Raw genomic sequence first — 22,534 nt, 5'->3', positions numbered from 1 at the left:
TTTATTTTTGTTATTTTACTACTGATAATATGGAAATGGTTTGTCTTTGCTCAAATTAACGTGTGTAAATGAAAAAAAGGCCGGCCGTCTGAAACGGATGATGTGTTTTCAGACGGCCTGGGTCGATAGTTTAAATGCGTTATTGCGTAGGATTGTTACTTTTGCCGCGCTTCAAATGCTTTTGGTAGGCGATGACGTAATCGGCCTTGCTCAAGCCCGCCAATACGCGGATGTGGGCGGCGGCGGATTTGGACAGGGATTCCAAGGTATATCCGCCTTCCAGTACGGAAACGACACGTCCCTGACAGCTTGCCGTTGCTTGGACGATTTTGTGTGTCAGCCAGGCAAAATCGGCTTCATGCAGGTTCAGACGGCCTGTTTCGTCTTGTTTGTGTCCGTCAAAACCGGCTGAAAGCAACACCAACTCGGGACGGAAAGCCGTGAGCTTGGGCAGCCATTGTTCGCGGATGGTCGTGCGGAAGATACGGCTGCCTGTGCCCGGTTTGAGGGGTGTATGCAGCATATTTTTGCTGCCGGCGTATTGTTCCGCCTCCGGGAAGGGGAAGATGTCGGTTTCAAACAGGTTGAAAAACATCACGCGCGGATCGTCTCGGAGAATCTCCGCCGTACCGTCGCCGAAGTGGACGTCGAAATCGATGGCGGCAATTCGTTGCAGGCGGTATTGGGCAATGGCGTGCATCACGCCGGCGGCAACGTTGTTGATCAGGCAAAATCCGCCGGCGCTGTTACTGTGGGCATGGTGGCCTGGCGGGCGGATGGCGCAAAAAGCATGCCAGGCCTTTTTATTCATCACCATATCGACTGCCTTGACGACGGCGCCGGCCGCAAAACGGGCGGCTTGGAGGGAGTCGTGGCAGATGACGGTATCGTCATCGATGCGGTGGATTTTGCCGGGGAGCGGCTGTGCGGCCTCTAATTCGTGCAGATAGTTGCGCGAGTGGACCAATGCCAGTTGCGCATCTTTTATTTCGGGTGCTTCAGCGGTTTGCAGATGACGCCAGATGCCTTCCTTTTTTAAGGCGGCTTGAATGGCGCTGATGCGTTCGGGCTTGTCGGGGTGGTTGGTGCCCGGCTGATGCTGCAAAAATATCGGATGGGAAATCCATACGGTGCGGGCGTTTTTGCCAAACAAACGGCGTAGGCGGGTGCTGATGCGCCAAAGGATTTTTTTGAACATGGAACAGTATGTGTCGGACAAGTCGTAAAGACTGCTAAATATGGTTAATAAATACGGAAATGCTTGGAAATTTTTCAGACGGCCTTTAGAATAGCTCAATTTTACAGTCCGACCAACTGCGTTTTGGGCTGTATGCAGTTTTTTACTTTATCTTAAAACTCAAAAGAACGGATATATTATGAATCAAGCTGTGGCTCAATTTGCCCCTTTACTGCTGATTATGGTGGTGTTTTACTTCCTGATTATGCGTCCTCAACAAAAGAAATTCAAAGCACACCAAGCTATGCTGGCTGCTTTGAAAGTAGGCGATAAAGTCGTTTTGGCTGCAGGTTTCAAAGGCCGCGTGACTAAAGTCGGCGAGCAATTCTACACTGTCGACATCGGTCAAGGTGTGAGAATCGAAGTAGAAGTGGAACGCAACGCGATTGCCGCGAAAGCCGAATAATCCGTTTTTTTGCGAAAAGCCGCCTCATTTTCCGAGTGCGGCTGTTTGCCTTTATAAATAAAGCAAAGGTTTACCATGAACCGTTATCCTTTATGGAAATACCTGCTGATTGCGTTCACGATTGTGGTTGCGGCTGTTTACTCGCTGCCCAACCTTTTCGGTGAAACGCCTGCCGTACAGGTATCGACCAACCGACAAGCCATCGTTATCAATGATCAAACTCAGTCTAAAGTGTCTTCTGCGTTGCAAAGCGCAGGTATTCAGACGGACGGTATGTTCATTGTCGATAACTCGCTGAAAGTGCGTTTTAAAGATACTGAAACGCAACTGAAAGCGCGTGATGTCATCGAAAACACTTTGGGCGAAGGCTATATTACCGCGCTTAACCTTTTGGCGGACAGCCCTGAGTGGATGGCGAAAATTAAAGCCAATCCGATGTTCTTGGGTCTTGACTTACGCGGCGGTGTGCATTTCACCATGCAGGTGGACATGAAAGCCGCGATGCAGAAAACGTTTGAACGTTACGCCGGCGACATCCGCCGCGAATTGCGTCGCGAAAAAATCCGTACCGGTACGGTGCATCAGGCTGAAAACGGTCTGACCGTACCTCTGCAAGATGCCGCTGATGTACAAAAGGCCTTGCCTCAGTTGCAAAAAATGTTCCCTGAAGCCACTTTAGTTGCAGACAGTAACAATATCGTGCTGACTCTGTCTGAAGAGGCGATTAATAAAGTACGCTCTGATGCGGTTAAGCAAAACATCAATACTTTGCACAACCGTGTGAACGAATTGGGTGTGGCAGAACCGGTTATCCAGCAATCCGGTCTTGACCGCATTGTTGTACAGCTGCCGGGTGTACAAGATACTGCCAAAGCAAAAGACATTATCGGTCGTACTGCGACTTTGGAAGTACGCATGGTGGAAGACGATCCGATTAAACTGCAAGAAGCCTTAAACGGTAATGTACCGACTGGTTATGAGTTACTGTCAAGCGGTGGCGATCATCCGGAAACTATTTTGGTCAACAAACAAGTTGAACTGACCGGCGACAACATCAACGACGCGCAACCTAGCTTTGACCAAATGGGCGCTCCTGCTGTGAGCCTGAGCTTGGACAGCGCAGGTGGCAGCATTTTTGGCGAATTGACTTCGGCCAATGTGGGTAAACGTATGGCTATGGTGTTGATCGACCAAGGTAAATCCGAAGTTGTGACTGCGCCTGTCATCCGCTCCGCCATTACCGGTGGCCGTGTGGAAATTTCCGGTAGCATGACAACTGCCGAAGCCAACGATACTTCATTGTTGCTGCGTGCCGGTTCGCTGGCTGCGCCTATGCAGATTGTCGAAGAACGTACCATCGGCCCGTCTTTGGGTAAGGAAAACATTGAAAAAGGTTTCAATTCTACCTTGTGGGGCTTTGCCGCCGTTGCCGCATTTATGGTGGTTTACTACCGCCTGATGGGTTTCTTCTCTACCATCGCTTTGAGTACCAATATCTTGTTCTTGGTAGGTATTTTGTCTGCCATGCAGGCAACGCTGACCCTGCCGGGTATTGCTGCGTTGGCATTGACATTGGGTATGGCGATTGACTCCAACGTATTGATTAACGAACGTATCCGTGAAGAATTACGCGCAGGTATACCACCTCAACAGGCCATCAACCTCGGTTTCCAACATGCTTGGGCAACCATTGTCGACTCTAACTTGACCTCTCTGATTGCCGGTATTGCTTTGTTGGTATTTGGTTCCGGCCCTGTACGTGGTTTTGCTGTTGTGCACTGTATCGGTATTCTGACCTCGATGTATTCGTCTGTGGTCGTGTTCCGTGCTTTGGTTAACCTGTGGTACGGCCGCCGTCGCAAATTGCGGAATATTTCCATTGGTGCGGTATGGAAGCCGAAAGCTGAAATGGCAGAAGGCAAGGAGTAAAACATGGAATTATTTAAAATCAAACGCGATATTCCGTTTATGAGCTACGGCAAACTGACGACCTTTATTTCGTTGGTTACGTTTATCGCCGCCGTGTTCTTTTTGGTAACCAAAGGCCTGAATTTCTCCGTCGAATTTACCGGCGGTACGGTGATGGAAGTCCAATATCAGCAGGGCGTAGATGTGAATAAAACGCGCGAACGCCTCGATACGCTGAAAATGGGTGATGTACAGGTTCAGGCATTGGGTACGAACAAACACATCATGATTCGCCTGCCGAACAAAGAAGGCGTAACGTCTGCCCAGTTGTCCAACCAAGTGATGGATTTGCTGAAAAAAGACAATCCTGATGTTACCTTGCGCCAAGTCGAATTTATCGGCCCTCAGGTTGGTGAAGAATTGGTTACCAATGGTTTGATGGCATTGGGCTTCGTGGTGGCAGGTATCATTATTTACTTGTCCATGCGTTTTGAGTGGCGTTTTGCAGTATCCGCGATTATTGCGAATATGCACGATATCGTGATTATTCTCGGCTGTTTCGCCTTCTTCCAATGGGAATTCTCTCTGACTGTCTTGGCAGGTATTTTGGCAGTTCTGGGTTATTCCGTGAACGAATCTGTGGTTGTGTTTGACCGTATTCGTGAAAACTTCCGTAAGCCGCATATGCGCGGCCACACTGTGCCGGAAGTCATCGACAACGCGATTACCGCAACCATGAGCCGTACCATCATTACCCACGGTTCGACCGAGGCAATGGTTGTTTCTATGCTGGTGTTCGGCGGTGCAGCCTTGCACGGTTTCTCTATGGCGCTGACCATCGGTATCGTATTCGGTATTTACTCTTCCGTATTGGTTGCCAGCCCGCTCTTGCTGATGTTTGGCTTGAGCCGTGAGAACATTGCCAAAGAAGTGAAGAAAAAAGAAGAAGTTGTAGTTTAATCGCTGCAATACTTCAATAAAGGCCGTCTGAAAATTGATTGAATCAGTTTTCAGACGGCCTTTTGTATTTAAATTTCAGAATGTTTTGTTTTAATGAAATAGGAGGGGATAAATGTGAAAGAAAAAGAAAAAAATAGGAACAATATAATTTTGTGATGAATCAAGTTTATTGTCTGATATGCCCTTAATTGCTTGTCAGTCCCAATATTTTAAAACATAATACTTTCGCCCCCGATGCTGGAGTTTTACTACAAGTACATGATTTGCAAAAAATCTGTTGGGCGTGCAGATCCTGCCAATCAACCTCAAAAAAGGAAGGCCAAGAATGAAAGTAACCAGTTTCGGCGAAGTGCTGTGGGACGATTTTCCAAACGGAAAGGTATTGGGTGGTGCACCCCTGAATGTTACCGTTCGTTTGCAGTCTTTGGGTATCGATACTGCCATCATCAGCCGTCGTGGCGATGATGCCGATGGCGAAGAATTGCTACGCCAGATTCAAAGCAAAAACGTCAACACTGATTATTTGCAGGTTTGTCATGAATGTGCGACCAGCTTGGTGAAAGTACATTTGGATAAGTGTGGCAGTGCGTCTTATGAGATTGTCTATCCTTGCGCGTGGGACAGGATTGCGGTTGATGATGCGGCAATCAAACGTGTAGCAGAATCCGATGCGTTCGTTTTTGGCAGCTTGGCAACCCGTGATGAAGTTTCGCATAAAAGCTTGGCAGTTTTGCTGAAAGAAGCCAAATTCAAAATTTTTGACGTTAATCTGCGCAAGCCCCATTACGATATTGACCGCTTGTTGGAGACCATGAAACAGTCCGATATGGTCAAACTCAATGATGATGAGTTGTATGAATTGGCTGCGGCTTATGGTTCTCCTTATCACAGTATCGAGCAAAATATCAGCTACCTCGTTGAGCTGACCGGCGTCAAAATCCTTTGCGTGACTTTGGGCAGCCATGGCGCGGTTTTGTATAAGGACGGCGAGTTATACCGTCATTGCGGTTTCCGCGTCAAAGTGGTGGATACTGTCGGCTCCGGCGACAGCTTCCTTGGTGGCTTGACTTACAAACTGCTGAACAATGCGCCTCCTCAAGAAGCTATTGCTTTTGCTTGTGCGTTAGGTGCATTGGTGGCTTCACGTCATGGCGCGACGGTGGATATTTCTTTGGAAGAAATTGAAGCGTTTATGTATCCGGCTTGATGCTTCGATAATAGATATAAAAAGGCCGTCTAAACAACCATTAAATCAGGTTTTCAGACGGCCTTAGTGTTTTCAGGCTTTACCAATAAGTTGTAAAACATTCCAAGTTGGTATTTTTCGGGCCGCCGCCTTCTTCGGTCGGCGAACCAATCATCATCAGACCGATGATTTTGTCTTTGTCGGCACACTCAAATGCTTCGCGCAACAATGGGCTGTTGACCCACATGCCCGTAATCCAAACGTTGTCGAAGCCTTGAGCAGAAGCAGCCAGTTGTAAAGCATAGGCGGCGCAGCCGGCAGTCAGCATTTGCTCCCATTCAGGTTTGGGTTTTGCCACTTCACGGTTTGGCGTAAATGTAACGCCGATAATCATAGGCGCCATGTTGCCGACGCGTTCGGCTTTTTTCATAGCATCATCGCCGAAGTTGAGTTCGGTAACGGTATTGCTCAACAGCTCGCGGAAACGTTGTAAGCCAGTCTCGCTTTGAATCACAGTAAAGCGGTAAGGGCGCATATTGCCGTGATCAGGAACTTGTGTTGCCGCTTGCAGCATTTGTTCCAGTTGCTCGGCATTGGGTGCAGGAGCAGTCAGTTTTTTGGAAGAGCGACGCGTGGTGAGGAGATTTAAGGCATCCATTTTTATTCTTTCTTGTGAATTCGAATGAGAATAATTATATAGCAGAACGATAAATAAATCAGCAAAGGACTAAGGCCGTCTGAATTAAGGTTTCAGACGGCCTTTGAGTTTTACAGGATACTGTTGTTTTGTGTATTTTCAGTAATCAGTGCTTTGTTGATTTCGTCGGCGGTGTAGCTCTTACCGTTTTCGAATACAAAGCTGTCGACATTATTGTTGGCAATGTCATGGATGGTCAGGGTGTCGCCTGTATCTTTGATGGTTAAGACCCAATCATCGCCGGTTTTCAACTGTAAACCGTATCATCTCTGCCATTTGGGTTTTCAATGATTTTATCGTCGCTGCGGGTTACATAATAAACGTCATCTCCCGATGTGCCTGTTGTTGCTTGTGCAAGGGGAGATGGCTGCAATTGCTCTAAATGTCGTAATTCAAATTGCGCATTGCGGATGCGCATTGCTTTTTCGATTGTCATGATATTTTCTTTAGATATTGATGAGAGTAACAAGGAAGTAAACGTATCCGGCATATGGCCGGTATTGCTTAATTTGTATTGTGTTTAGGCTGTATATACTAGTGCCGAAATTTGATAAAAACAACAGAAACATTAAGATATGACAATATATAGAGAGCCTTATTAGGCTTTGTCTGCCGTCTATTCCTTTGCTAAATGGCTTTGCCTTGTGCGGCTGTTTTGTTTCTTATATACCACACATCAATTTTCATAGTTTCAAACTATGAATGGTTGTAAAAAGGCCGTCTGAAAAAAGAAGCAGGTTTCGCATTGCAAAACCTGCTTCTGATTTTTCAGACGGCCTGTCTGATTACAGAGTACGGGCAACTTCGACGATGTCGAAGCATTCCAGTTGGTCGCCTTCCATAATTTCGTTGTAGCCTTTGATCATCAAGCCGCACTCGAAGCCCATGCGGACTTCTTTGACGTCGTCTTTGTAGCGTTTCAAAGAAGACAGCTCGCCGGTGTGGATAACCACGTTGTTGCGGATGAGGCGGACATGGGAGTCGCGTTTGACCACACCATCGGTAACCATACAGCCTGCAATGTTGCCGACTTTAGAAACGGAGATAACCTGACGGATTTCGACCGTACCGGTTACTTGCTCTTTCTCTTCCGGAGAGAGCATACCGCTCATGGCGGCTTTCACGTCGTCGATGGCATCGTAAATGATGTTGTAGTAACGGATTTCCACGTTTTCATTCTCAGCCAGTTTGCGTGCGGAAGCATCTGCACGGACGTTAAAGCCGATGATGAATGCGCCGGAAGCGATGGCCAAGTTGACATCAGATTCGGTAATACCGCCAACACCGCTGTGCAACACGTTCACTTTCACTTCGTCGGTGGACAGTTTTTTTAGGCTGCCAGCCAAAGCTTCGTAAGAACCTTGTACGTCTGCTTTGATGATGACGGACAAGGATTGGGCTTGGTTTTCGCCCATGTTGTTGAACATGTTTTCCAGTTTCGCGGCCTGTTGTTTGGCCAAGCGCACGTCGCGGTATTTGCCTTGACGGAAGAGGGCGATTTCGCGCGCTTTTTTCTCGTCGGCCAATACCATTGCATCTTCGCCTGCGTTCGGTACGTCGGACAAGCCGAGGATTTCGACAGGGATAGACGGGCCGGCTTCATTGATGGCTTTGCCGTTTTCGTCAACCATTGCACGGATTTTACCGAATGCAGTACCGGCCAGCAGCATATCGCCTTTTTTCAGTGTACCGCTTTGTACCAAGAGGGTGGCAACCGCGCCGCGGCCTTTGTCCAAACGTGCCTCAACGATAATGCCTTTGGCAGGTGCATCGACTGGGGCAGTCAGTTCCAAAACTTCGGCTTCGAGCAAGACAGCTTCGAGCAATGCATCGATGTTCAGGCCTTTTTTAGCGGAAACGTCGATGAACTGTACATCACCGCCCCATTCGTCAGGCACGACTTCGTGCGCAGTCAGCTCTTGGCGGATACGCTCGGGATTGGCCGCCTCTTTATCGATTTTGTTTACCGCTACCACCATAGGCACGCCCGCGGCTTTAGCGTGGGCAATCGCCTCGATGGTTTGAGGCATTACGCCGTCGTCGGCTGCTACCACAAGAATCACGATATCGGTTGCTTTCGCACCGCGCGCACGCATGGCGGTAAATGCTTCGTGACCCGGAGTATCCAAGAAGGTAATCACGCCGCGTGGGGTTTCAACGTGGTATGCACCGATGTGTTGGGTAATGCCGCCCGCTTCGCCTTGTACCACTTTGGCACGGCGGATGTAGTCCAGCAGGGAGGTTTTACCGTGGTCAACGTGACCCATCACGGTAACAACCGGAGGACGCGGCAATGCTTCGGCTTCTACTGCTTCAACGCCTTCATCCAAGAATGCTTCAGGGTCGTCGGCGGCGGCAGGTTTACCGATGTGGCCGAGTTCTTCCACCACAATCAGGGCAGTGTCTTGGTCGATAGATTGGTTGATGGTTACCATCATGCCCATTTTCATCAGGGCTTTAACCACTTCGACGCCTTTAACGGCCATTTTGTGTGCCAAGTCGGCAACGGTAATGGTTTCAGGCACCAAAACTTCGTGTACGACAGGTTCGGTCGGCGCTTGGAAGGCGTGTTGGTTTGGCTCAAGTTTGAGTTTTTTGCCTTTTTTGCCGCCGCGTACGCGTTCGTCGTCGCCATTGCGTGCATTGTTGCGGTCACGGCCGCCTTTGCCGCCTTTGCCTTTGGCGTTACGGCCTTGGTTTTCTTCATCACGATCACGACGGTCTTCTTTTTTACCGCGCGCGTTGTGTTCGGATTTGCCTTCGCCGGATGCTGCTTTGGCTTTCTCGGCAGGTTTATGGCGTTCGCCTGATTTGGCTTCTTTAGTAGGTTTTGAGTCTTGAACGGCCTGTTGTTTTATGGCTTCGCGGCGTGCTTGACGCTCTTGTTTTTCTTTCAACAAGGCTTCTTGGTGCGCACGCAGGGCGGCGGCACGACGGGCCTCTTCATCGCGTTGAGCCTGTTCTTCCTCGCTGACGACAGGTTGCGGTACGGCAGGAGCGGCAGGTTTGGCTGCTTTTTTCGCTTCTTTGCCTTTGCCGCCTTTGTCTTGTTTGGCTTTGGCAGGTTTTTTGGCTTCGACTGGTTTTTCAGCTTCAACGGATTTTTCAGACGGCTTGTTGTCTGCTTTCGCTTCAACTTTTGCTTCGGCCTTGGCTTCTACGGCTTCAACCGGTTTGGCTTCTTCTTTTTTCGCTGCGACAGGCTTATCTTCCGCTTTTGGTGCGGCTTTGGCTGCTTTCAGTCTGGCTGCTTCAGCCTCTGCTTTGGCGCGGGCGTCGGCTTTTGCGGCAGCTTCTGCTTCAGTTTTGGCTTTTTCTTCGGCGGCTTGAGCGGCTACTTTTTCTGCTTCGGCTTTTTGGTTTTTCGCTGCTACTTTGGCTTTGGCTTCCGCTGCCAATTCTTCGGAAGAAGGAATGGTAACGGCACGGCTGCGGCGGCGAGTTTCCACTTTTACGCCGTCAACGGTGCTGATTTCGGTTTTTTTGCGGCGGATGCTGATGGTACCGCTGTTGCTGCCGTTTTTCTTTTGCAGGTAAGCAGTCAACAGTTGTTTGTCGTCAGTGGTTATGCTGTCATTGCCGCTGTTTTTGTTGACCCCGGCTTCTTTCAATTGTTTAAGCAAATCATCGACGGGGCGGTTTAGTTCGGCGGCAAATTGCGCTACGGTTGTATTACTCATTCAGTACCCCCTTAGTTATTTTCTTCAGTAAACCAGTGTTCGCGTGCAGCCAAAATCACTTTTTTGGCTTCTTCTTCGTCAACACCGGTAATTTCGACCAATTCGTCAACAGACAATTCGGCCAGATCATCGCGTTGGGTAACGCCGGCTTCGGCCAGTTTGCGCAACATATCGGAATCTACGCCGTCCAAATTGCGCATGTCTTCAGACACTTCACCCAGTTTTTCTTCTGCGGCGATGGTAATGGTCAGGATCGCATCGCGTGCGCGATTGCGCAGGGTTTCAACGATTTCTTCGTCAAAACCGTCAATCGAGAGCAATTCCGCCGCTGGAACGTAAGCAACTTCTTCCAAAGTGGCAAAACCTTCTTCCACCAAGATATCGGCGGTTTCGTCGTCGATGTTCAAGTGGGTGGTGAAGAGGTTGCGGATAACGGCATCTTCGGCGGCATTGCGCTCGTCTGCTTCTTCAACGGTCATGATGTTCAGCTGCCAGCCGGTCAGGATGGAAGCCAGACGGACGTTTTGACCACCGCGGCCGATGGCCAGCGCCAGTTGGTTTTCATCAACGATTACGTCAACAGCGTGTTTGTCTTCGTCAATCACGATGCGGCTTACTTCGGCAGGAGACAGCGCATTCATCACGAATTGGGCAGGCTCAGGAGACCACAATACGATGTCGATGCGTTCGCCGGACAATTCGTTGCTCACGGCGTTAACACGGGAACCGCGCACGCCGATACAAGTACCTTGCGGGTCGATGCGTTGGTCGTTGGCTTTAACGGCAACTTTGGCGCGTTGACCAGGGTCGCGTGCTACTTCGCGGATTTCCAATAGGCCGTCTGCAATTTCAGGCACTTCGTTGGCGTAGAGTTTGGCCAAGAAGTCGCCGCTGGTACGGCTCAAAATGACTTGTTTGCGGCCGGTATTGCCGATTTCGTCCACGCGCAGGAAGAGGGCGCGGATGCGGTCGCCGCTGCGGAAGTTTTCGCGCGGAATCATTTCTTCGCGCGGAATCAGGGCGTCAAGTTTGCCTGCGACGACTTCAACGATGATGCCGTGGCGCTCGACACGTTTTACCGTACCGGAAACGATGTCTTCTTTAGAAGCGAGGAACTCGTTCAGGTTTTGCTCGCGCTCCGCATCACGGATGCGTTGCAGGATGATTTGTTTGGCAGTTTGCGCGGCTTGGCGGCCGAAACCTTCGTTTGGCAGCTGCTCTTCGTAGTATTCGCCGATTTGGATGGTGGTGCCGGGAATTTCTTCTTGGATTTCCTCGATGGTTTTTTCTACTTCGGGGTAGGTGTAGTCTTCATCGGCAACAATCAGCCAACGGCGGAAGGTTTGGTATTCGCCGGTATCGCGGTCGATTTCGACACGCACGTCCATGTGCTCGCGGTCGGCTTTTTTCTTGGCAGCAGTAGAGAGGGCGAATTCAAGGGCTTTGAATACGACTTCCGTTTCAACGTTTTTTTCACTTGCCAGCGCTTCGGCCAGCTGTAACATTTCGCGACTCATTTTCTAGAATCTCCAAAGTAATCGGTTTTTAAAATTTAAATTCGGGGCGCAAACGGGCTTTGTCGATGTTGCTCAATTCGATTTGGGCAGTTTTGCCGTCGAAAGAGACGGTAACAATGTCGTTTTCGCAAGATTCGATGCGGCCGATGAAGTTTTTCTGACCATCAATCGGCAGGCGTGTTTTGATTTTGGCGTTCTGGCCGGCAAAGCGCACGAAGTCCGCGGCTTTTTTCAGCGGACGGTCAAGGCCAGGGCTGGAGATTTCCAAACGTTTGTAGTCGATGTCTTCAACCATAAACACGCGGCTCAGATGGTTGCTGACAGTGGCGCAGTCTTCGACGGTGATGCCGCCTTCTTTATCGATGAAAACGCGCAAATCGCCTTGTGCGGTCAGTTCGAAATCGACCAGCTCGTAGCCCAAGCCGGGCAGGGTTTTATCAAGAATGCTTTGAATATCCATGCTTCTCCAGAAGTACATAAACAAAAAAATGGCCGCGCGGCCATTTTTCGTGTGATTTGAAAAATTGGCCTATTATAACTGTTTTCAAGATAAAAGAAAAGTGTTGATTTGGCGTGGATTTTTTGAAGTGATTGCTTAAATGGAAGAGTAGGGTTGAGGCCGTCTGAAAAGGAAATTGTTGACAAGTTTTGATATGGCGTTTCTGAAATTATTTTGGAAAACAAAGAATTGGTATTGCTTTGTTTTCAGACGGCCTTGGATTTCCTGATTTTTCGCGCTTGCACAATGTGCAAGGCGGTTCTACAATTTCTTCATACCCACCGAATAAGAAAGGAGGCCGCCATGTCTGCACACCCGATTTACAATTTTTCTGCAGGTCCTGCCGTATTGCCGGAAGCGGTATTGCGTACCGCACAACAGGAAATGCTCGACTACAACGATACGGGCTTCCCCGTGATGGCGATGAGCCACCGTTCGGATATGTTTTTGAGCATTCTGCATCATGCCGAACAAGACTTGCGCCAGCTTTTGAATATTCCGTCCAACTATAAAATCCTGTTTTTACAGGGCGGTGCGACCACGCAATTTAATATGGTGGCCATGAATTTGGCGCACGGTTTTGCGACTGCCGACGCGGTGGTAACGGGCAACTGGAGTCGTATTGCCTATGAACAGATGAGCCGTTTGAGCAATGCCGAAATCCGTTTGGCCGCGCATGGCGGCGAACAATATGCCTATAAAAACCTGCCTGCGGTGGAGGATTGGGATGTCAACCCGAATTCCGCGTTTGTTCATTTTGCGATTAATGAAACCGTAAACGGCTTGCAGTATCAAAACGTCCCCAAACTTTCAGACGGCCTGCCGCCGCTGGTGTGCGATATGTCGAGCGAGATTTTGTCGCGTGAGTTTGATGTATCCGATTACGGCTTGATTTATGCCGGCGCACAAAAAAATATCGGTCCTGCCGGTGCGACCGTGGTCATTATCCGCGATGACTTGCTGGAGCGTTGTCCGAACGATATTCCCGATGTGTTCAACTACCGTTCGCATATCAACCGCGACGGTATGTACAACACGCCTTCTACTTATGCGATTTATATGTCGGGTTTGGTGTTCCGCTGGCTGCAAACGCAGGGCGGTGTGAAAAAAATTGAAGCGGTCAATCGAATAAAGGCGCAAACCTTGTATGAGACGATAGACGGCAGCGGCGGTTTTTACATCAACGATATTCATCCTGATGCGCGCTCCAAAATGAACGTGGTCTTCAAAACCGCAAGCGAAGACTTGGACCGCCGTTTTGTGTTGGAAGCTGAGTTGCAGGGCTTGTGCCTGCTCAAGGGCTATAAAACCGTCGGCGGTATGCGTGCCAGCATTTACAATGCGATGCCGCTTGAAGGTGTGAACGCGTTGGCTGACTTTATGAAAGATTTTCAACGACGTTACGGTTAAGATGAAGATATAAAAAGGCCGTCTGAAACTGGATTTCAGACGGCCTTTTTATTTGAACAAGCCTTATTCGGTGACTTCTTCAGTGATGCTGTCGCGGTAGATAGTGCTGTCGTAAGTCGGAACAGGAGGCGGCAGCAGGTTGTTGAGCGTCAGCGCGGACGGGTTCAGCGTAGGATAGCCGCTGAAGGTTACGGAATAACCGCCGTTGCCGGTACTACGGACTTTGGCATACGCGCCCAACGGGAAAGTGGTTTTGTTGGTGATGTGGCCGAATGGGAAACCGGTCAACACAGGAATCTTGGCAGTGCGCGAAATGTGGTTGACGACGGCGGAGAAGTCGTAGCTGGAGTCGTACACGTCGCGGATAGTACCCATGCGGAAATCGCCGAAGATGATGGCGCGTTGTTTTTGCAAAACACCTGACAGATAAAGCGTGTTGAGCATACGTTCGATGCGGTAGGGTTGCTCGCTGACGTCTTCGATAAAGAGGATGCCGCCTTGAATATCGGGCATGTAAGGCGTACCGGCGAGGGAGGCGAGAACGCTGAGGTTGCCGCCCCACAATGTGCCTTCGACGTTGACATCGGCGCGTTGGATGGTTGGGACATCAACGATATTGACGTTGTTGGTCGTGCCGCGGATGAAAGAATCCATGGTAAAGACGCTGGGGTCAGCTTTGCCGAATTCGCTGTACACCATCGGGCCTGCAAAGCTCATCATATTGCCTTTGGCCAACAGGGCGAGTTGGACGGCGCACACGTCGCTGAAACCGAAGAACAATGTACCGCGTTCGCGCATTCTGGCGCCGAGTGAGGCAAAGTCGATTTGCGGCAAGATGCGTGCCGCGCCGTAGCCGCCGCGCAGGCCCATCAAGACTTTAGGCGTTTCAACGCGGCCGCTGGCAACGTCTTGGAAGTCGGCGGCGCGTTGGGCGTCGCTGCCGGCAAAGCGTTGGTAACGGCGGCTGCCTGCCTGTTGGTTGGTCACGGTAAAGCCTGCGTTGTAGAGGCGGGTCAGGCCGGTGGTCACGCGGTTGGGGTCTTCGGCAAAGCCTGACGGCGCAACAACGCGCAGGAGGTTGTCGCCGGAACGTGGCGGATGAGGTTGCTTAGGTTGCACGGTTTGGGCTTTCGCGGTGGTAGATGTGGTTTTGGTTTGCGGCGTGGTGGTCGTACCTGTACCGCAGGCTTGCAACAATCCTGCGCCTGCCGCGGCAGAGCAGGTGCGCAGGAAATGGCGGCGCGTGGTGGAGTTCATTGAGGTTTTCCTTTCGTTATATGTTCAGACGGCCTGAACTTGGCATGTCGGACCTTACAGGCCGTCTGAAAGTTAAGCGATTAAGTTTTTGATTTGTTCCGGCCAATTTTCGGGCAAGGTCATACCGTGTTCGCGGACGGGCGTAGCCCAAATCGGCGCGGGGAAGTTGGCGTCGTTTTCAAAACGGGCGATGACGTGCCAATGCAGGTGGGGCACAACATTGCCGAGGCTGGCCAAATTGATTTTTGCCGGGCGGAAGACTTGGCGCATGGCGGCTTCAACCTGATACACCATTTCCATGATTTCGTTGCGTTCGGCAGGGGAAAGGTCGGTCATCTCGGAAACATGGTTATTCCAAATAACGCGGCAGAATGCCGGTGCGCCGGCTTCGTTGTGGACGGCGATAACGCGCAGGTTTGGCGTTTGCAGCAAAATGTCTTCGTTGTCGGCAGTACAGATGGGGCAGGTCATGGGTTTTTCTTTCTCAGTCTGAATAGGAATCGGATGATTTCAATCAGGATTTTTAGAATGAGGTAAATAGCAGTCAGTGTGATGAATGTGAAAAACCACGGTTTGGGTATAAACCACCAAAATAAATAGGCGAGCGTGATTCAGTCGTCACATTCTTCGGCACTCTTAACGTGATCACACAAATCAATGCAATGACGGCAATCCAAAACAACGGCTTGAGATGTTTTAGGACAGTCATGGGTGAAGTGTTATGCAAATTTTGCAGCCCCCTGATTGGCAAGCTCGTCGGCTTTTTCGTTTTCAGGGTGTCCGGCATGGCCTTTTACCCACGTCCAGCGGACATCGTGCTGTTGAACCAAACTATCCAGCTCTTTCCATAAATCATCGTTTTTAACCGGTTTTTTGGCGGCGGTTTTCCAACCGTTTTTTTTCCAGCCGTGTATCCAGCTTTCCATGCCGTTTTTGACATATTGCGAGTCGGTGCAGATGACGACTTGGCAGCGGCGTTTTAAGGATTTCAGTCCTTCGATGACGGCGGTCAGCTCCATGCGGTTGTTGGTGGTTTCGGCTTCGCCGCCGAACAATTCTTTTTCGTGTGTGCCGTAGCGCATAAATACACCCCAGCCGCCTGCGCCGGGGTTGCCTTTGCATGCGCCGTCGGTGTAGAGGTAAACGGGTTTATCCATGGGCATGTCTTTGTCGAATAAGGCGGTATCATAACATAAGGCCGTCTGAAATATCGGCAAATACGGTTTGCGCGTGTAAAATACCCTGACTTATCACTCGTATAGAAAGCAGGCAGATATGGGATTGTTCAGCGGCCTTTTGGGCAATGCTTCGCAAAAAGACGCCGATGCGGTGGAACGCGATTTGGCGAATATCCTGATTGATGGCGAACAGGTAAAAATGGCATTCAGCCTGGTGCGCGATTTGATTGTGTTTACCGAATATCGGCTGGTGTTGGTGGACAAGCAGGGGTTGACCGGTAAGAAAGTGTCTTACCGTTCGATTCCGTATCGTTCCGTGTCGCGCTTTTCGGTGGAAACCTCGGGTCATTTCGATTTGGATGCCGAGCTGAAGATTTGGGTTTCTTCCGGCGAAGCGCCGACCGAAACCTTGCAGTTTAAAAGCGACAAGAGCGTGATTGCCATTCAGAAAGCCTTGGCAGAAGCTGTGTTGAAACCGTCAAAATAGAAAGGAAACATGATGAGCGAACAGCAAGAGTTGTTTTGTTACAAACAGATGCCTGTGTGGACGGCGGACGAGATTCCCGAAGCCTTGTTGTCCAAACACAATACTGCTGCCGGTACTTGGGGCTGCCTCAATGTCCTCCAAGGCCGTCTGAACTTCAACGAAGTGGACGAAGCGGGCAATATTACGGCCACGCATGAGCTGACGCCTGAAAGCGATGATTGGATTATCCATCCGCAAGCATGGCACTTTATCGCGCCGCAAACGCAAGATACGGAAATTCAACTGTCGTTTTACTGCGAGGCGGCGGACTATTTCAATAAGAAATACGGCATGAGCGCGACACATTCGGCCGTCCGCGCCGCCGAAGGCATCGTGCCTGTCGGCAAGGTTTTGGATATGGGCTGCGGTCAGGGTCGAAACGCGCTGTATTTGGGTTTGAAAGGTTTTGACGTTACCGCTGTCGATAATAATCCGAATGCGGTTCAAAACGTGGAAGAGCTGGCGCGTATCGAAGAACTGAATGTCCGCGCGTTTGAATACGACCTCAACGCCGCCAATATTCAGGAAAACTTCGATTATATGGTGGCGACCGTGGTGTTTATGTTCCTGATGCCGCGTTACGTTCCTGACGTGATTACCAACATGAAGGAACACACCAACCCCGGCGGCTACAATCTGATCGTGTCTGCGATGGATACAGAAGATTTCCCTTGCCCGATGCCGTTCCCGTTCAAGTTTGGCGAGGGCGAACTGCGCGAATACTATAAGGATTGGGAATTGGTGGAATACAAGGAAGAGCTGGGTTCGATGCACGCGAAAGACGAATTCGGCAATCCGATTCAGTTTAAATTCGTTACCATGCTGGCGAAGAAACCGGAATAAAGGTTTTACCGTCAAAATGCCGTCTGAATTCAGTTTTCAGACGGCCTTTGCCGTAATCAATCCACAATCCTTTTGCCCAAAATCACCACGTCTGCCAACATGGTGTCCAAATCGCAGACTTGCGGCAGCCGCCCCCATTCTTCAAAACCGAAACGGTGAAACAGGTTCAGGCTCGGATAGTTGTGGCCGAACACAAGCGCGATGACGTTGCGGATGCCTAAGGACGGCGCGCGTTCGAGCATGTGCCGCAACAGGATTTTGCCCACGCCTGCGCCGCGCATATCGTGGCGGACATAAACGCTGACTTCCGCGCTGATGTGGTAGGCGTAGCGCGGATGGTAGTCGCTGAAACTGCCCCAGGCCAATACGGTGCCGTCGGTGTCGTAAAGGGCGTAGATCGGGCGTTTGTCCGTGTGTGCGGCAAACCACATTTCGCGTTCGGCAACCGTGGTCGGCGACAAATCGGCCGTAGATTGGCGCGTGGCCACGGTGCTGTTGTAAATATCGACGATGGCGGGCAAGTCTTGGCGCAGGGCAGGGCGGATGGTGTATTGCATTTCAGACGGCCTGTTATTGAATCAGTTTGGAGATAGTCTTAAAGGCTGGATGTTTGGCATCGCCGAGCAGTTGGAACAAAATACTTTCGACATTGGAAACGATAATGCCTTGACGGTTCATTTGCGCCAAACCATTGTCACGGTTGGCCGTTGTACGCGAGGCGGTGCATTCAAAAGGCAGGGATACGGCGTAACCTTGCGCCTTCAAATCCAAGGCCGTCTGAAGCATACAGATATGCGCTTCCGCTCCAACTAAAATAACGTTTTTAATGTCGTTTTTGCGTAATATTTCCTGAATTTCGGGTAAAAACGCTGAAAATCGGGTTTTCTCGACAATAGGCGTACCTTCGGGCAACAGCAGCGATACGGCGGATACGGTGTTGCCCAAACCTTTCGGATATTGTTCGGTTACGGCAAAGGGTACGTCCAAAGCCGTCAAGCCTTGAATCAGCAGGCGGCAGCGTTCCAACATTTCGTCCGCGCCGGAAAGGGCGGGCAGCAGGCGTTCTTGAATATCGACAATCAGACAAAGCGTATTTTTCGGGTTCATGGCTTTTCCTTTCAGACGGCCTTGACAGCAAAATCGTTGAATCAGAATGCAATCATATAACAAGCCGCTGGAAAAGTATTGCAGCTTGCCCTGTTTTAAAGCCTGAAATTCTTTTAAAATACCGCCTGATTTGAATTGATAGAGACCGACAACATGAATTTATACCAAACCGTCGAACGCGAAGCCGCCGCCGCCTTTGCCGCCGCAGGCATCGCCGACAGTCCCGTTGTTTTGCAGCCGACCAAAAACGCCGAACACGGCGATTTCCAAATCAACGGCGTGATGGGTGCGGCGAAAAAAGCCAAACAAAATCCGCGCGAGTTGGCGCAAAAAGTGGCCGAAGCATTGGCGGGCAATGCCGTGATTGAAAGCGCGGAAGTGGCCGGCCCGGGCTTCATCAACCTGCGCCTGCGCCCCGAATTTCTCGCCCAAAACATTCATGCGGCTTTAAACGACGCGCGTTTCGGCGTGGCAAAAACTGACAAACCGCAAACCGTCGTCATCGACTATTCCTCACCCAATCTGGCGAAGGAAATGCACGTCGGCCATCTGCGTTCCAGCATCATCGGCGACAGCATTTCGCGCGTGTTGGAATTTATGGGCAACACCGTCATCCGCCAAAACCACGTCGGCGACTGGGGTACGCAGTTCGGCATGTTGGTCGCTTATTTGGTCGAGCAGCAAAAAGACAACGCCGCGTTCGAGCTGGCGGATTTGGAGCAGTTTTACCGCGCCGCCAAAGTGCGCTTTGACGAAGACCCCGCCTTTGCCGACACCGCGCGCGAATATGTTGTGAAGCTGCAAGGCGGCGATGAAACCGTGTTGGCGTTGTGGAAACAGTTTGTCGATATTTCGCTCTCGCACGCCCAGGCCGTTTACGACACGCTGGGCTTGAAGCTGCGCCCTGAAGACGTGGCGGGCGAATCGAAGTACAACGACGATTTGCAACCCGTAGTTGATGATTTGGTCGAAAAAGGTTTGGCAGTCGAAGACGACGGCGCGAAAGTCGTGTTCTTGGACGAGTTCAAAAATAAAGAGGGTGAACCTGCCGCATTTATCGTCCAAAAACAAGGCGGCGGCTTCCTTTATGCTTCCACCGACTTAGCATGTCTGCGCTACCGTATAGGCCGTCTGAAAGCCGACCGCCTGCTGTATGTCGTCGACCACCGCCAAGCCCTGCACTTTGAGCAACTCTTTACCACTTCCCGTAAAGCAGGCTATCTGCCGGAACATGCAAAAGCCGAGTTTATCGGCTTCGGCACCATGATGGGCAAAGACGGCAAGCCGTTCAAAACGCGCAGCGGCGACACCGTAAAACTGGTTGACCTGCTGACCGAAGCCGTCGAGCGCGCCACGGCTTTGGTGAAAGAAAAAAATCCCGAATTGGGCGCAGACGAAGCGGCGAAAATCGGCAAAACCGTCGGTATCGGCGCGGTCAAATACGCCGATTTGAGCAAAAACCGCACCAGCGATTATGTGTTCGACTGGGACGCCATGCTCTCATTTGAAGGCAACACCGCCCCCTACCTGCAATACGCCTACACCCGCGTGCAAAGCGTGTTCCGCAAAGCCGGCGAATGGGACGCGACCGCGTCAACCGTTTTGACCGAACCGCTGGAAAAACAACTTGCCGCCGAGCTTCTGAAATTCGAAGACGTGCTGCAAAGCGTGGCAGATACTGCGTATCCGCACTACCTCGCTGCCTACCTATATCAAATCGCCACCTTGTTCAGCCGCTTCTACGAAGCCTGCCCGATTCTGAAATCAGAAGGCGCAACCCGCAACAGCCGCCTGCAACTGGCGAAGCTCACCGGCGACACGCTGAAACAAGGCTTGGATTTGCTGGGCATTGATGTGTTGGATGTGATGTAAATGAAAAGGCCGTCTGAAAACTGTTTTTCAGACGGCCTCTGTTTATCGGCTTCCTTCCGCCTGCCGTCTTTTCAAACCTTTTATCGGAGCGAAAAATCATGAAACGCCTGCCGGCCATCTTTGCCGCCTTATTGCTCCTTACCTCCTGCCGGGAAAGTCCCGCCATGCCCGATAACCGACCCGCTTCCCAAGAACATCCGCCAACGGCTTCCGATGCCGTGCCGACCAATGAAGAATTGTCGGCCTATGCCGAAGAACACTTGGCTGCCTACCGTTATCACGATGCCGCCGCGTGGGCATACGAACTGAAACGGCGGGGCATCACCCTCCCGCCACGCCTGCAACAAGTATTGGATGAAGAACGCTACGATCCCGATGCCCCCGTGTCCACCGGCAGTATCTACCATCTCCGGCCGCAGCAAATCGACCTGCTGCGGGAGAAAGCGGAAAACGGCGACACGGCCGCCGCCAAGCGGCTTTGGCAATATTACAGCCTCTCTGCGGAACAAACGCCCGAGAATAAACGGCAGGCCGATTATTGGGATGCCAAAGCCGGCGGGAGCAGTCAGCCGAAGTAGGTTTGGCGGCAATGCGGGACAATGGCTGCGGAGGTGGATCGGCAGGGTAGTCGGACGGTATGGATGCGGTGTTTTGGCTTGAAACGGATTGCCGGCCGTCGTTTTCCATTACCGCTTCGTTTGAATCAAGAAAGGCCGTCTGAAAGTTTCAGACGGCCTTTTTTTTATGCTTTGAAAAATATTGTGATGCCGTTGATTTTGAGCCTAAGCGGTTTTGAATTTGCTCAGGTAATGCGTTCAGACGGCCTTGTCTTTATTTCAAATTGCTTGCCAACAACCAAGCCTGTGCTTCGGCAGCGTCGCTGAAATATTTGGGATGTTGGTTGGTCAGAAGGCTGGACAGGCGCGCGCCGAGTTTGATCCAAATGTCGTCGGTAATGACGGCAACGCGGCCGAAGTCGGTATCGTGTTGGTTGAGAAATTTGATTTGCTCGACCGCCATATCGATGGTGAAGTCTTTCAGCATGGACAAGTCCAACAGGATGTCGGGCAGATGGACTTTTTGTTTTGCGGCCAACAAGGCTTCTTCCAATTGGCGGAAATCGTCCAAAGTGAACTCGTTGTACAGCGCTACGTTTAAGCCGTAAGATTGTTCGCGGATGGAAATCATGGTGTTCTCCTTGTTAAATTATTGCTTCATCAGAAATTTTTTGATTGAGGCCGGAGTAAAACTGCTGAACACGCCGCCTGCAACAATGATAACCATGCCGGCAGCTTCCTGCCAAGTGATTTTATCGCCGAAAAGCAGTACGCCGGACAGGGCGGAGAAAACGACGGTCAGGTAGGAAAGCGAGGCAACGGTAAATTTCTTGCCGACCTTATAGGCGCGGGTCATGGTCAATTGTGCAATCATGGCGGAGATGCCGATGCCGGCCAGATAGGGCAGGGAAGAGACGGTCAGCGGATGCCAGCCTGTGATGGTGCTCCAGACTGCGCTCATAATCAGGCCGGTAAGCGAGAGGTAAAACACCACGCGCCAGCCCGGTTCGCCCAAAAGCGAGAGTTCGCGCACTTGCAAATACGCCCAGCCTGACATGGCGCCGCCTGCCAAACTGACCAGCGCGGCAAATTCCTGTCCGCCTTGAAAAGATGGATTGAGCAACAGGATAACTCCGATAAAGCCCATAACCAGAATGGCTTGGGTATAAAGCGTAATTCGTTCTTTTAAAATGAAAAATGAAAAGATGGCAAGCCAGATGGAGGAGGTGTAGTTGAGCGTGACGCCTGTTGCCAGCGGCAGATGTATGACGGAATAAAGCGTGCACATCATGGCAAGCGTGCCGATGACGCTGCGGTTGAGATGGGTTTTCCAATGCGGTGTGGAAAATGTGTTGCCTTGCACTTTGGCCATGATGCCTAAGAACAGGGTGGAGACCAGCATGCGCCAAAAGACCAGCTCGCCGCTGGAAAAGCCGAAATGTGTAGAGGCGGCTTTGACGGAGAGGTTCATGACGGTAAAGCCGAGCGTGGCAATAACCACCCATGCCGAGCCGAGCGGATCTTTTCTGATGGTTTCCATTTGATGGGTATGTAAAGCGATTTTATTAATAAGAAAATATTATACAGGTCAATCAGGCCGTCTGAAAAATATCGTTGGGTTTCAGACGGCCTTTTTATTAGGAAATGAGAATTGTTATGGAATAATAAAGCGGGTTTTTATAGAATGGAAGCCC

At 50.7% G+C, this 22,534-nt stretch carries 23 protein-coding genes; 9 read left to right on the top strand and 14 right to left on the bottom strand.

Going from position 1 to position 22,534, the window contains the following annotated elements; translation table 11 throughout:
* Positions 1–139: 139 nt before the first annotated feature.
* The gene (locus ACTHSQ_RS05735) at positions 140–1,198 is read right to left on the bottom strand and encodes a histone deacetylase family protein (RefSeq protein ID WP_440371454.1); all 1,059 of its coding nucleotides are present in this window, start codon (positions 1,196–1,198) and stop codon (positions 140–142) included.
* A 178-nt stretch (positions 1,199–1,376) separates the two neighbouring features.
* Here ACTHSQ_RS05735 and yajC point away from each other — a divergent pair, with 178 nt between their 5' ends.
* The 4 genes from yajC to ACTHSQ_RS05715 all read left to right on the top strand — a co-directional run bounded on the left by yajC (position 1,377) and on the right by ACTHSQ_RS05715 (position 5,718).
* The gene (gene yajC / locus ACTHSQ_RS05730) at positions 1,377–1,643 is read left to right on the top strand and encodes a preprotein translocase subunit YajC (protein WP_070632146.1); all 267 of its coding nucleotides are present in this window, start codon (positions 1,377–1,379) and stop codon (positions 1,641–1,643) included.
* Positions 1,644–1,718: 75 nt separating this feature from the next.
* Positions 1,719–3,572, top strand: coding sequence for a protein translocase subunit SecD (secD, locus tag ACTHSQ_RS05725; protein ID WP_070632148.1), 1,854 nt, complete (start codon positions 1,719–1,721; stop codon positions 3,570–3,572).
* Between the two features lie 3 nt (positions 3,573–3,575).
* The gene (gene secF / locus ACTHSQ_RS05720) at positions 3,576–4,511 is read left to right on the top strand and encodes a protein translocase subunit SecF (RefSeq protein ID WP_003686183.1); all 936 of its coding nucleotides are present in this window, start codon (positions 3,576–3,578) and stop codon (positions 4,509–4,511) included.
* A 325-nt stretch (positions 4,512–4,836) separates the two neighbouring features.
* On the top strand, positions 4,837–5,718 hold the full coding sequence (locus ACTHSQ_RS05715) for a carbohydrate kinase family protein (RefSeq protein ID WP_440371389.1): 882 nt from the start codon (positions 4,837–4,839) through the stop codon (positions 5,716–5,718).
* Positions 5,719–5,797: 79 nt separating this feature from the next.
* Here the strand turns inward: ACTHSQ_RS05715 and ACTHSQ_RS05710 are convergent, their stop codons facing one another.
* The 6 genes from ACTHSQ_RS05710 to rimP all read right to left on the bottom strand — a co-directional run bounded on the left by ACTHSQ_RS05710 (position 5,798) and on the right by rimP (position 12,051).
* Positions 5,798–6,355 (bottom strand): nitroreductase family protein, encoded by a 558-nt coding sequence (locus ACTHSQ_RS05710; RefSeq protein ID WP_003686181.1) that lies wholly within the window; start codon positions 6,353–6,355, stop codon positions 5,798–5,800.
* A gap of 110 nt (positions 6,356–6,465) precedes the next feature.
* A complete protein-coding gene (locus tag ACTHSQ_RS05705; protein ID WP_003686128.1) occupies positions 6,466–6,645 on the bottom strand; it encodes a calcium-binding protein in 180 nt (59 codons plus the stop codon).
* Positions 6,642–6,830: a hypothetical protein gene (locus ACTHSQ_RS05700; protein WP_003686017.1), complete on the bottom strand. Its 189-nt coding sequence runs from the start codon at positions 6,828–6,830 to the stop codon at positions 6,642–6,644. The genes ACTHSQ_RS05705 and ACTHSQ_RS05700 overlap by 4 nt, the downstream gene beginning before the upstream one ends.
* 349 nt (positions 6,831–7,179) lie before the next feature.
* Positions 7,180–10,074 (bottom strand): translation initiation factor IF-2, encoded by a 2,895-nt coding sequence (gene infB, locus ACTHSQ_RS05695; protein WP_003686028.1) that lies wholly within the window; start codon positions 10,072–10,074, stop codon positions 7,180–7,182.
* A gap of 11 nt (positions 10,075–10,085) precedes the next feature.
* Positions 10,086–11,591, bottom strand: coding sequence for a transcription termination factor NusA (gene nusA, locus ACTHSQ_RS05690; RefSeq protein WP_003686161.1), 1,506 nt, complete (start codon positions 11,589–11,591; stop codon positions 10,086–10,088).
* Positions 11,592–11,619: 28 nt separating this feature from the next.
* Positions 11,620–12,051: a ribosome maturation factor RimP gene (gene rimP, locus ACTHSQ_RS05685; protein WP_003685973.1), complete on the bottom strand. Its 432-nt coding sequence runs from the start codon at positions 12,049–12,051 to the stop codon at positions 11,620–11,622.
* Between the two features lie 342 nt (positions 12,052–12,393).
* Between rimP and serC the strand changes: the two genes are divergently transcribed.
* On the top strand, positions 12,394–13,500 hold the full coding sequence (gene serC, locus ACTHSQ_RS05680; RefSeq protein ID WP_440371390.1) for a phosphoserine transaminase: 1,107 nt from the start codon (positions 12,394–12,396) through the stop codon (positions 13,498–13,500).
* A 63-nt stretch (positions 13,501–13,563) separates the two neighbouring features.
* Here the strand turns inward: serC and ACTHSQ_RS05675 are convergent, their stop codons facing one another.
* The 3 genes from ACTHSQ_RS05675 to rnhA all read right to left on the bottom strand — a co-directional run bounded on the left by ACTHSQ_RS05675 (position 13,564) and on the right by rnhA (position 15,914).
* Complete coding sequence (locus ACTHSQ_RS05675; protein WP_440371391.1) at positions 13,564–14,757, bottom strand: LD-carboxypeptidase; 1,194 nt, start codon at positions 14,755–14,757, stop codon at positions 13,564–13,566.
* 72 nt (positions 14,758–14,829) lie between these two features.
* Positions 14,830–15,228 (bottom strand): HIT family protein, encoded by a 399-nt coding sequence (locus tag ACTHSQ_RS05670; protein WP_070748987.1) that lies wholly within the window; start codon positions 15,226–15,228, stop codon positions 14,830–14,832.
* Positions 15,229–15,476: 248 nt separating this feature from the next.
* The gene (gene rnhA, locus ACTHSQ_RS05665) at positions 15,477–15,914 is read right to left on the bottom strand and encodes a ribonuclease HI (RefSeq protein ID WP_036473212.1); all 438 of its coding nucleotides are present in this window, start codon (positions 15,912–15,914) and stop codon (positions 15,477–15,479) included.
* Positions 15,915–16,032: 118 nt separating this feature from the next.
* On the opposite strand from rnhA, the gene ACTHSQ_RS05660 reads away from it, so the two are divergent.
* Positions 16,033–16,422: a PH domain-containing protein gene (locus ACTHSQ_RS05660; protein ID WP_003678731.1), complete on the top strand. Its 390-nt coding sequence runs from the start codon at positions 16,033–16,035 to the stop codon at positions 16,420–16,422.
* A 12-nt stretch (positions 16,423–16,434) separates the two neighbouring features.
* The gene (gene tehB / locus ACTHSQ_RS05655) at positions 16,435–17,304 is read left to right on the top strand and encodes an SAM-dependent methyltransferase TehB (protein ID WP_440371392.1); all 870 of its coding nucleotides are present in this window, start codon (positions 16,435–16,437) and stop codon (positions 17,302–17,304) included.
* A 56-nt stretch (positions 17,305–17,360) separates the two neighbouring features.
* Here the strand turns inward: tehB and ACTHSQ_RS05650 are convergent, their stop codons facing one another.
* Both ACTHSQ_RS05650 and ACTHSQ_RS05645 read right to left on the bottom strand, forming a co-directional pair.
* The gene (locus tag ACTHSQ_RS05650) at positions 17,361–17,861 is read right to left on the bottom strand and encodes an N-acetyltransferase family protein (protein ID WP_440371393.1); all 501 of its coding nucleotides are present in this window, start codon (positions 17,859–17,861) and stop codon (positions 17,361–17,363) included.
* Between the two features lie 13 nt (positions 17,862–17,874).
* Positions 17,875–18,411: an isochorismatase family protein gene (locus ACTHSQ_RS05645; protein ID WP_440371394.1), complete on the bottom strand. Its 537-nt coding sequence runs from the start codon at positions 18,409–18,411 to the stop codon at positions 17,875–17,877.
* Between the two features lie 153 nt (positions 18,412–18,564).
* On the opposite strand from ACTHSQ_RS05645, the gene argS reads away from it, so the two are divergent.
* Both argS and ACTHSQ_RS05635 read left to right on the top strand, forming a co-directional pair.
* On the top strand, positions 18,565–20,283 hold the full coding sequence (gene argS / locus ACTHSQ_RS05640; protein WP_440371395.1) for an arginine--tRNA ligase: 1,719 nt from the start codon (positions 18,565–18,567) through the stop codon (positions 20,281–20,283).
* 98 nt (positions 20,284–20,381) lie between these two features.
* Positions 20,382–20,861 carry a hypothetical protein gene (locus ACTHSQ_RS05635; protein ID WP_440371396.1) on the top strand — a complete coding sequence of 160 codons (480 nt, stop codon included), beginning with the start codon at positions 20,382–20,384 and terminating at the stop codon, positions 20,859–20,861.
* A gap of 253 nt (positions 20,862–21,114) precedes the next feature.
* On the opposite strand, the gene ACTHSQ_RS05630 is transcribed toward ACTHSQ_RS05635, so the two are convergent.
* Entirely contained in the window at positions 21,115–21,471 is a 357-nt protein-coding gene (locus tag ACTHSQ_RS05630) for an STAS/SEC14 domain-containing protein (RefSeq protein ID WP_440371397.1), read from the bottom strand.
* 18 nt (positions 21,472–21,489) lie between these two features.
* A complete protein-coding gene (locus tag ACTHSQ_RS05625) occupies positions 21,490–22,380 on the bottom strand; it encodes a DMT family transporter (protein ID WP_440371398.1) in 891 nt (296 codons plus the stop codon).
* Positions 22,381–22,534 lie beyond the last annotated feature (154 nt).

It is taken from the genome of Neisseria sp. P0009.S008, from assembly GCF_051958615.1.
GTDB lineage: Bacteria > Pseudomonadota > Gammaproteobacteria > Burkholderiales > Neisseriaceae > Neisseria > Neisseria subflava.
The sequence above is the reverse complement of the archived record's forward strand: the minus strand, read 5'-3'. Positions and strand labels throughout refer to the sequence as shown.

Coding starts and splice junctions, on each gene's coding strand:
- ACTHSQ_RS05710 (WP_003686181.1), bottom strand. CDS start 6,355: ATGGATGCCTTAAATCTCCTCACCACGCGTCGCTCTTCCAAAAAACTG.
- serC (WP_440371390.1), top strand. CDS start 12,394: ATGTCTGCACACCCGATTTACAATTTTTCTGCAGGTCCTGCCGTATTG.
- rnhA (WP_036473212.1), bottom strand. CDS start 15,914: ATGGATAAACCCGTTTACCTCTACACCGACGGCGCATGCAAAGGCAAC.
- ACTHSQ_RS05635 (WP_440371396.1), top strand. CDS start 20,382: ATGAAACGCCTGCCGGCCATCTTTGCCGCCTTATTGCTCCTTACCTCC.
- ACTHSQ_RS05670 (WP_070748987.1), bottom strand. CDS start 15,228: ATGACCTGCCCCATCTGTACTGCCGACAACGAAGACATTTTGCTGCAA.
- yajC (WP_070632146.1), top strand. CDS start 1,377: ATGAATCAAGCTGTGGCTCAATTTGCCCCTTTACTGCTGATTATGGTG.
- ACTHSQ_RS05645 (WP_440371394.1), bottom strand. CDS start 18,411: ATGAACCCGAAAAATACGCTTTGTCTGATTGTCGATATTCAAGAACGC.
- secD (WP_070632148.1), top strand. CDS start 1,719: ATGAACCGTTATCCTTTATGGAAATACCTGCTGATTGCGTTCACGATT.
- ACTHSQ_RS05650 (WP_440371393.1), bottom strand. CDS start 17,861: ATGCAATACACCATCCGCCCTGCCCTGCGCCAAGACTTGCCCGCCATC.
- ACTHSQ_RS05675 (WP_440371391.1), bottom strand. CDS start 14,757: ATGAACTCCACCACGCGCCGCCATTTCCTGCGCACCTGCTCTGCCGCG.
- nusA (WP_003686161.1), bottom strand. CDS start 11,591: ATGAGTCGCGAAATGTTACAGCTGGCCGAAGCGCTGGCAAGTGAAAAA.
- ACTHSQ_RS05660 (WP_003678731.1), top strand. CDS start 16,033: ATGGGATTGTTCAGCGGCCTTTTGGGCAATGCTTCGCAAAAAGACGCC.
- tehB (WP_440371392.1), top strand. CDS start 16,435: ATGAGCGAACAGCAAGAGTTGTTTTGTTACAAACAGATGCCTGTGTGG.
- ACTHSQ_RS05715 (WP_440371389.1), top strand. CDS start 4,837: ATGAAAGTAACCAGTTTCGGCGAAGTGCTGTGGGACGATTTTCCAAAC.
- infB (WP_003686028.1), bottom strand. CDS start 10,074: ATGAGTAATACAACCGTAGCGCAATTTGCCGCCGAACTAAACCGCCCC.
- rimP (WP_003685973.1), bottom strand. CDS start 12,051: ATGGATATTCAAAGCATTCTTGATAAAACCCTGCCCGGCTTGGGCTAC.
- ACTHSQ_RS05700 (WP_003686017.1), bottom strand. CDS start 6,830: ATGACAATCGAAAAAGCAATGCGCATCCGCAATGCGCAATTTGAATTA.
- ACTHSQ_RS05630 (WP_440371397.1), bottom strand. CDS start 21,471: ATGATTTCCATCCGCGAACAATCTTACGGCTTAAACGTAGCGCTGTAC.
- argS (WP_440371395.1), top strand. CDS start 18,565: ATGAATTTATACCAAACCGTCGAACGCGAAGCCGCCGCCGCCTTTGCC.
- secF (WP_003686183.1), top strand. CDS start 3,576: ATGGAATTATTTAAAATCAAACGCGATATTCCGTTTATGAGCTACGGC.
- ACTHSQ_RS05625 (WP_440371398.1), bottom strand. CDS start 22,380: ATGGAAACCATCAGAAAAGATCCGCTCGGCTCGGCATGGGTGGTTATT.
- ACTHSQ_RS05735 (WP_440371454.1), bottom strand. CDS start 1,198: ATGTTCAAAAAAATCCTTTGGCGCATCAGCACCCGCCTACGCCGTTTG.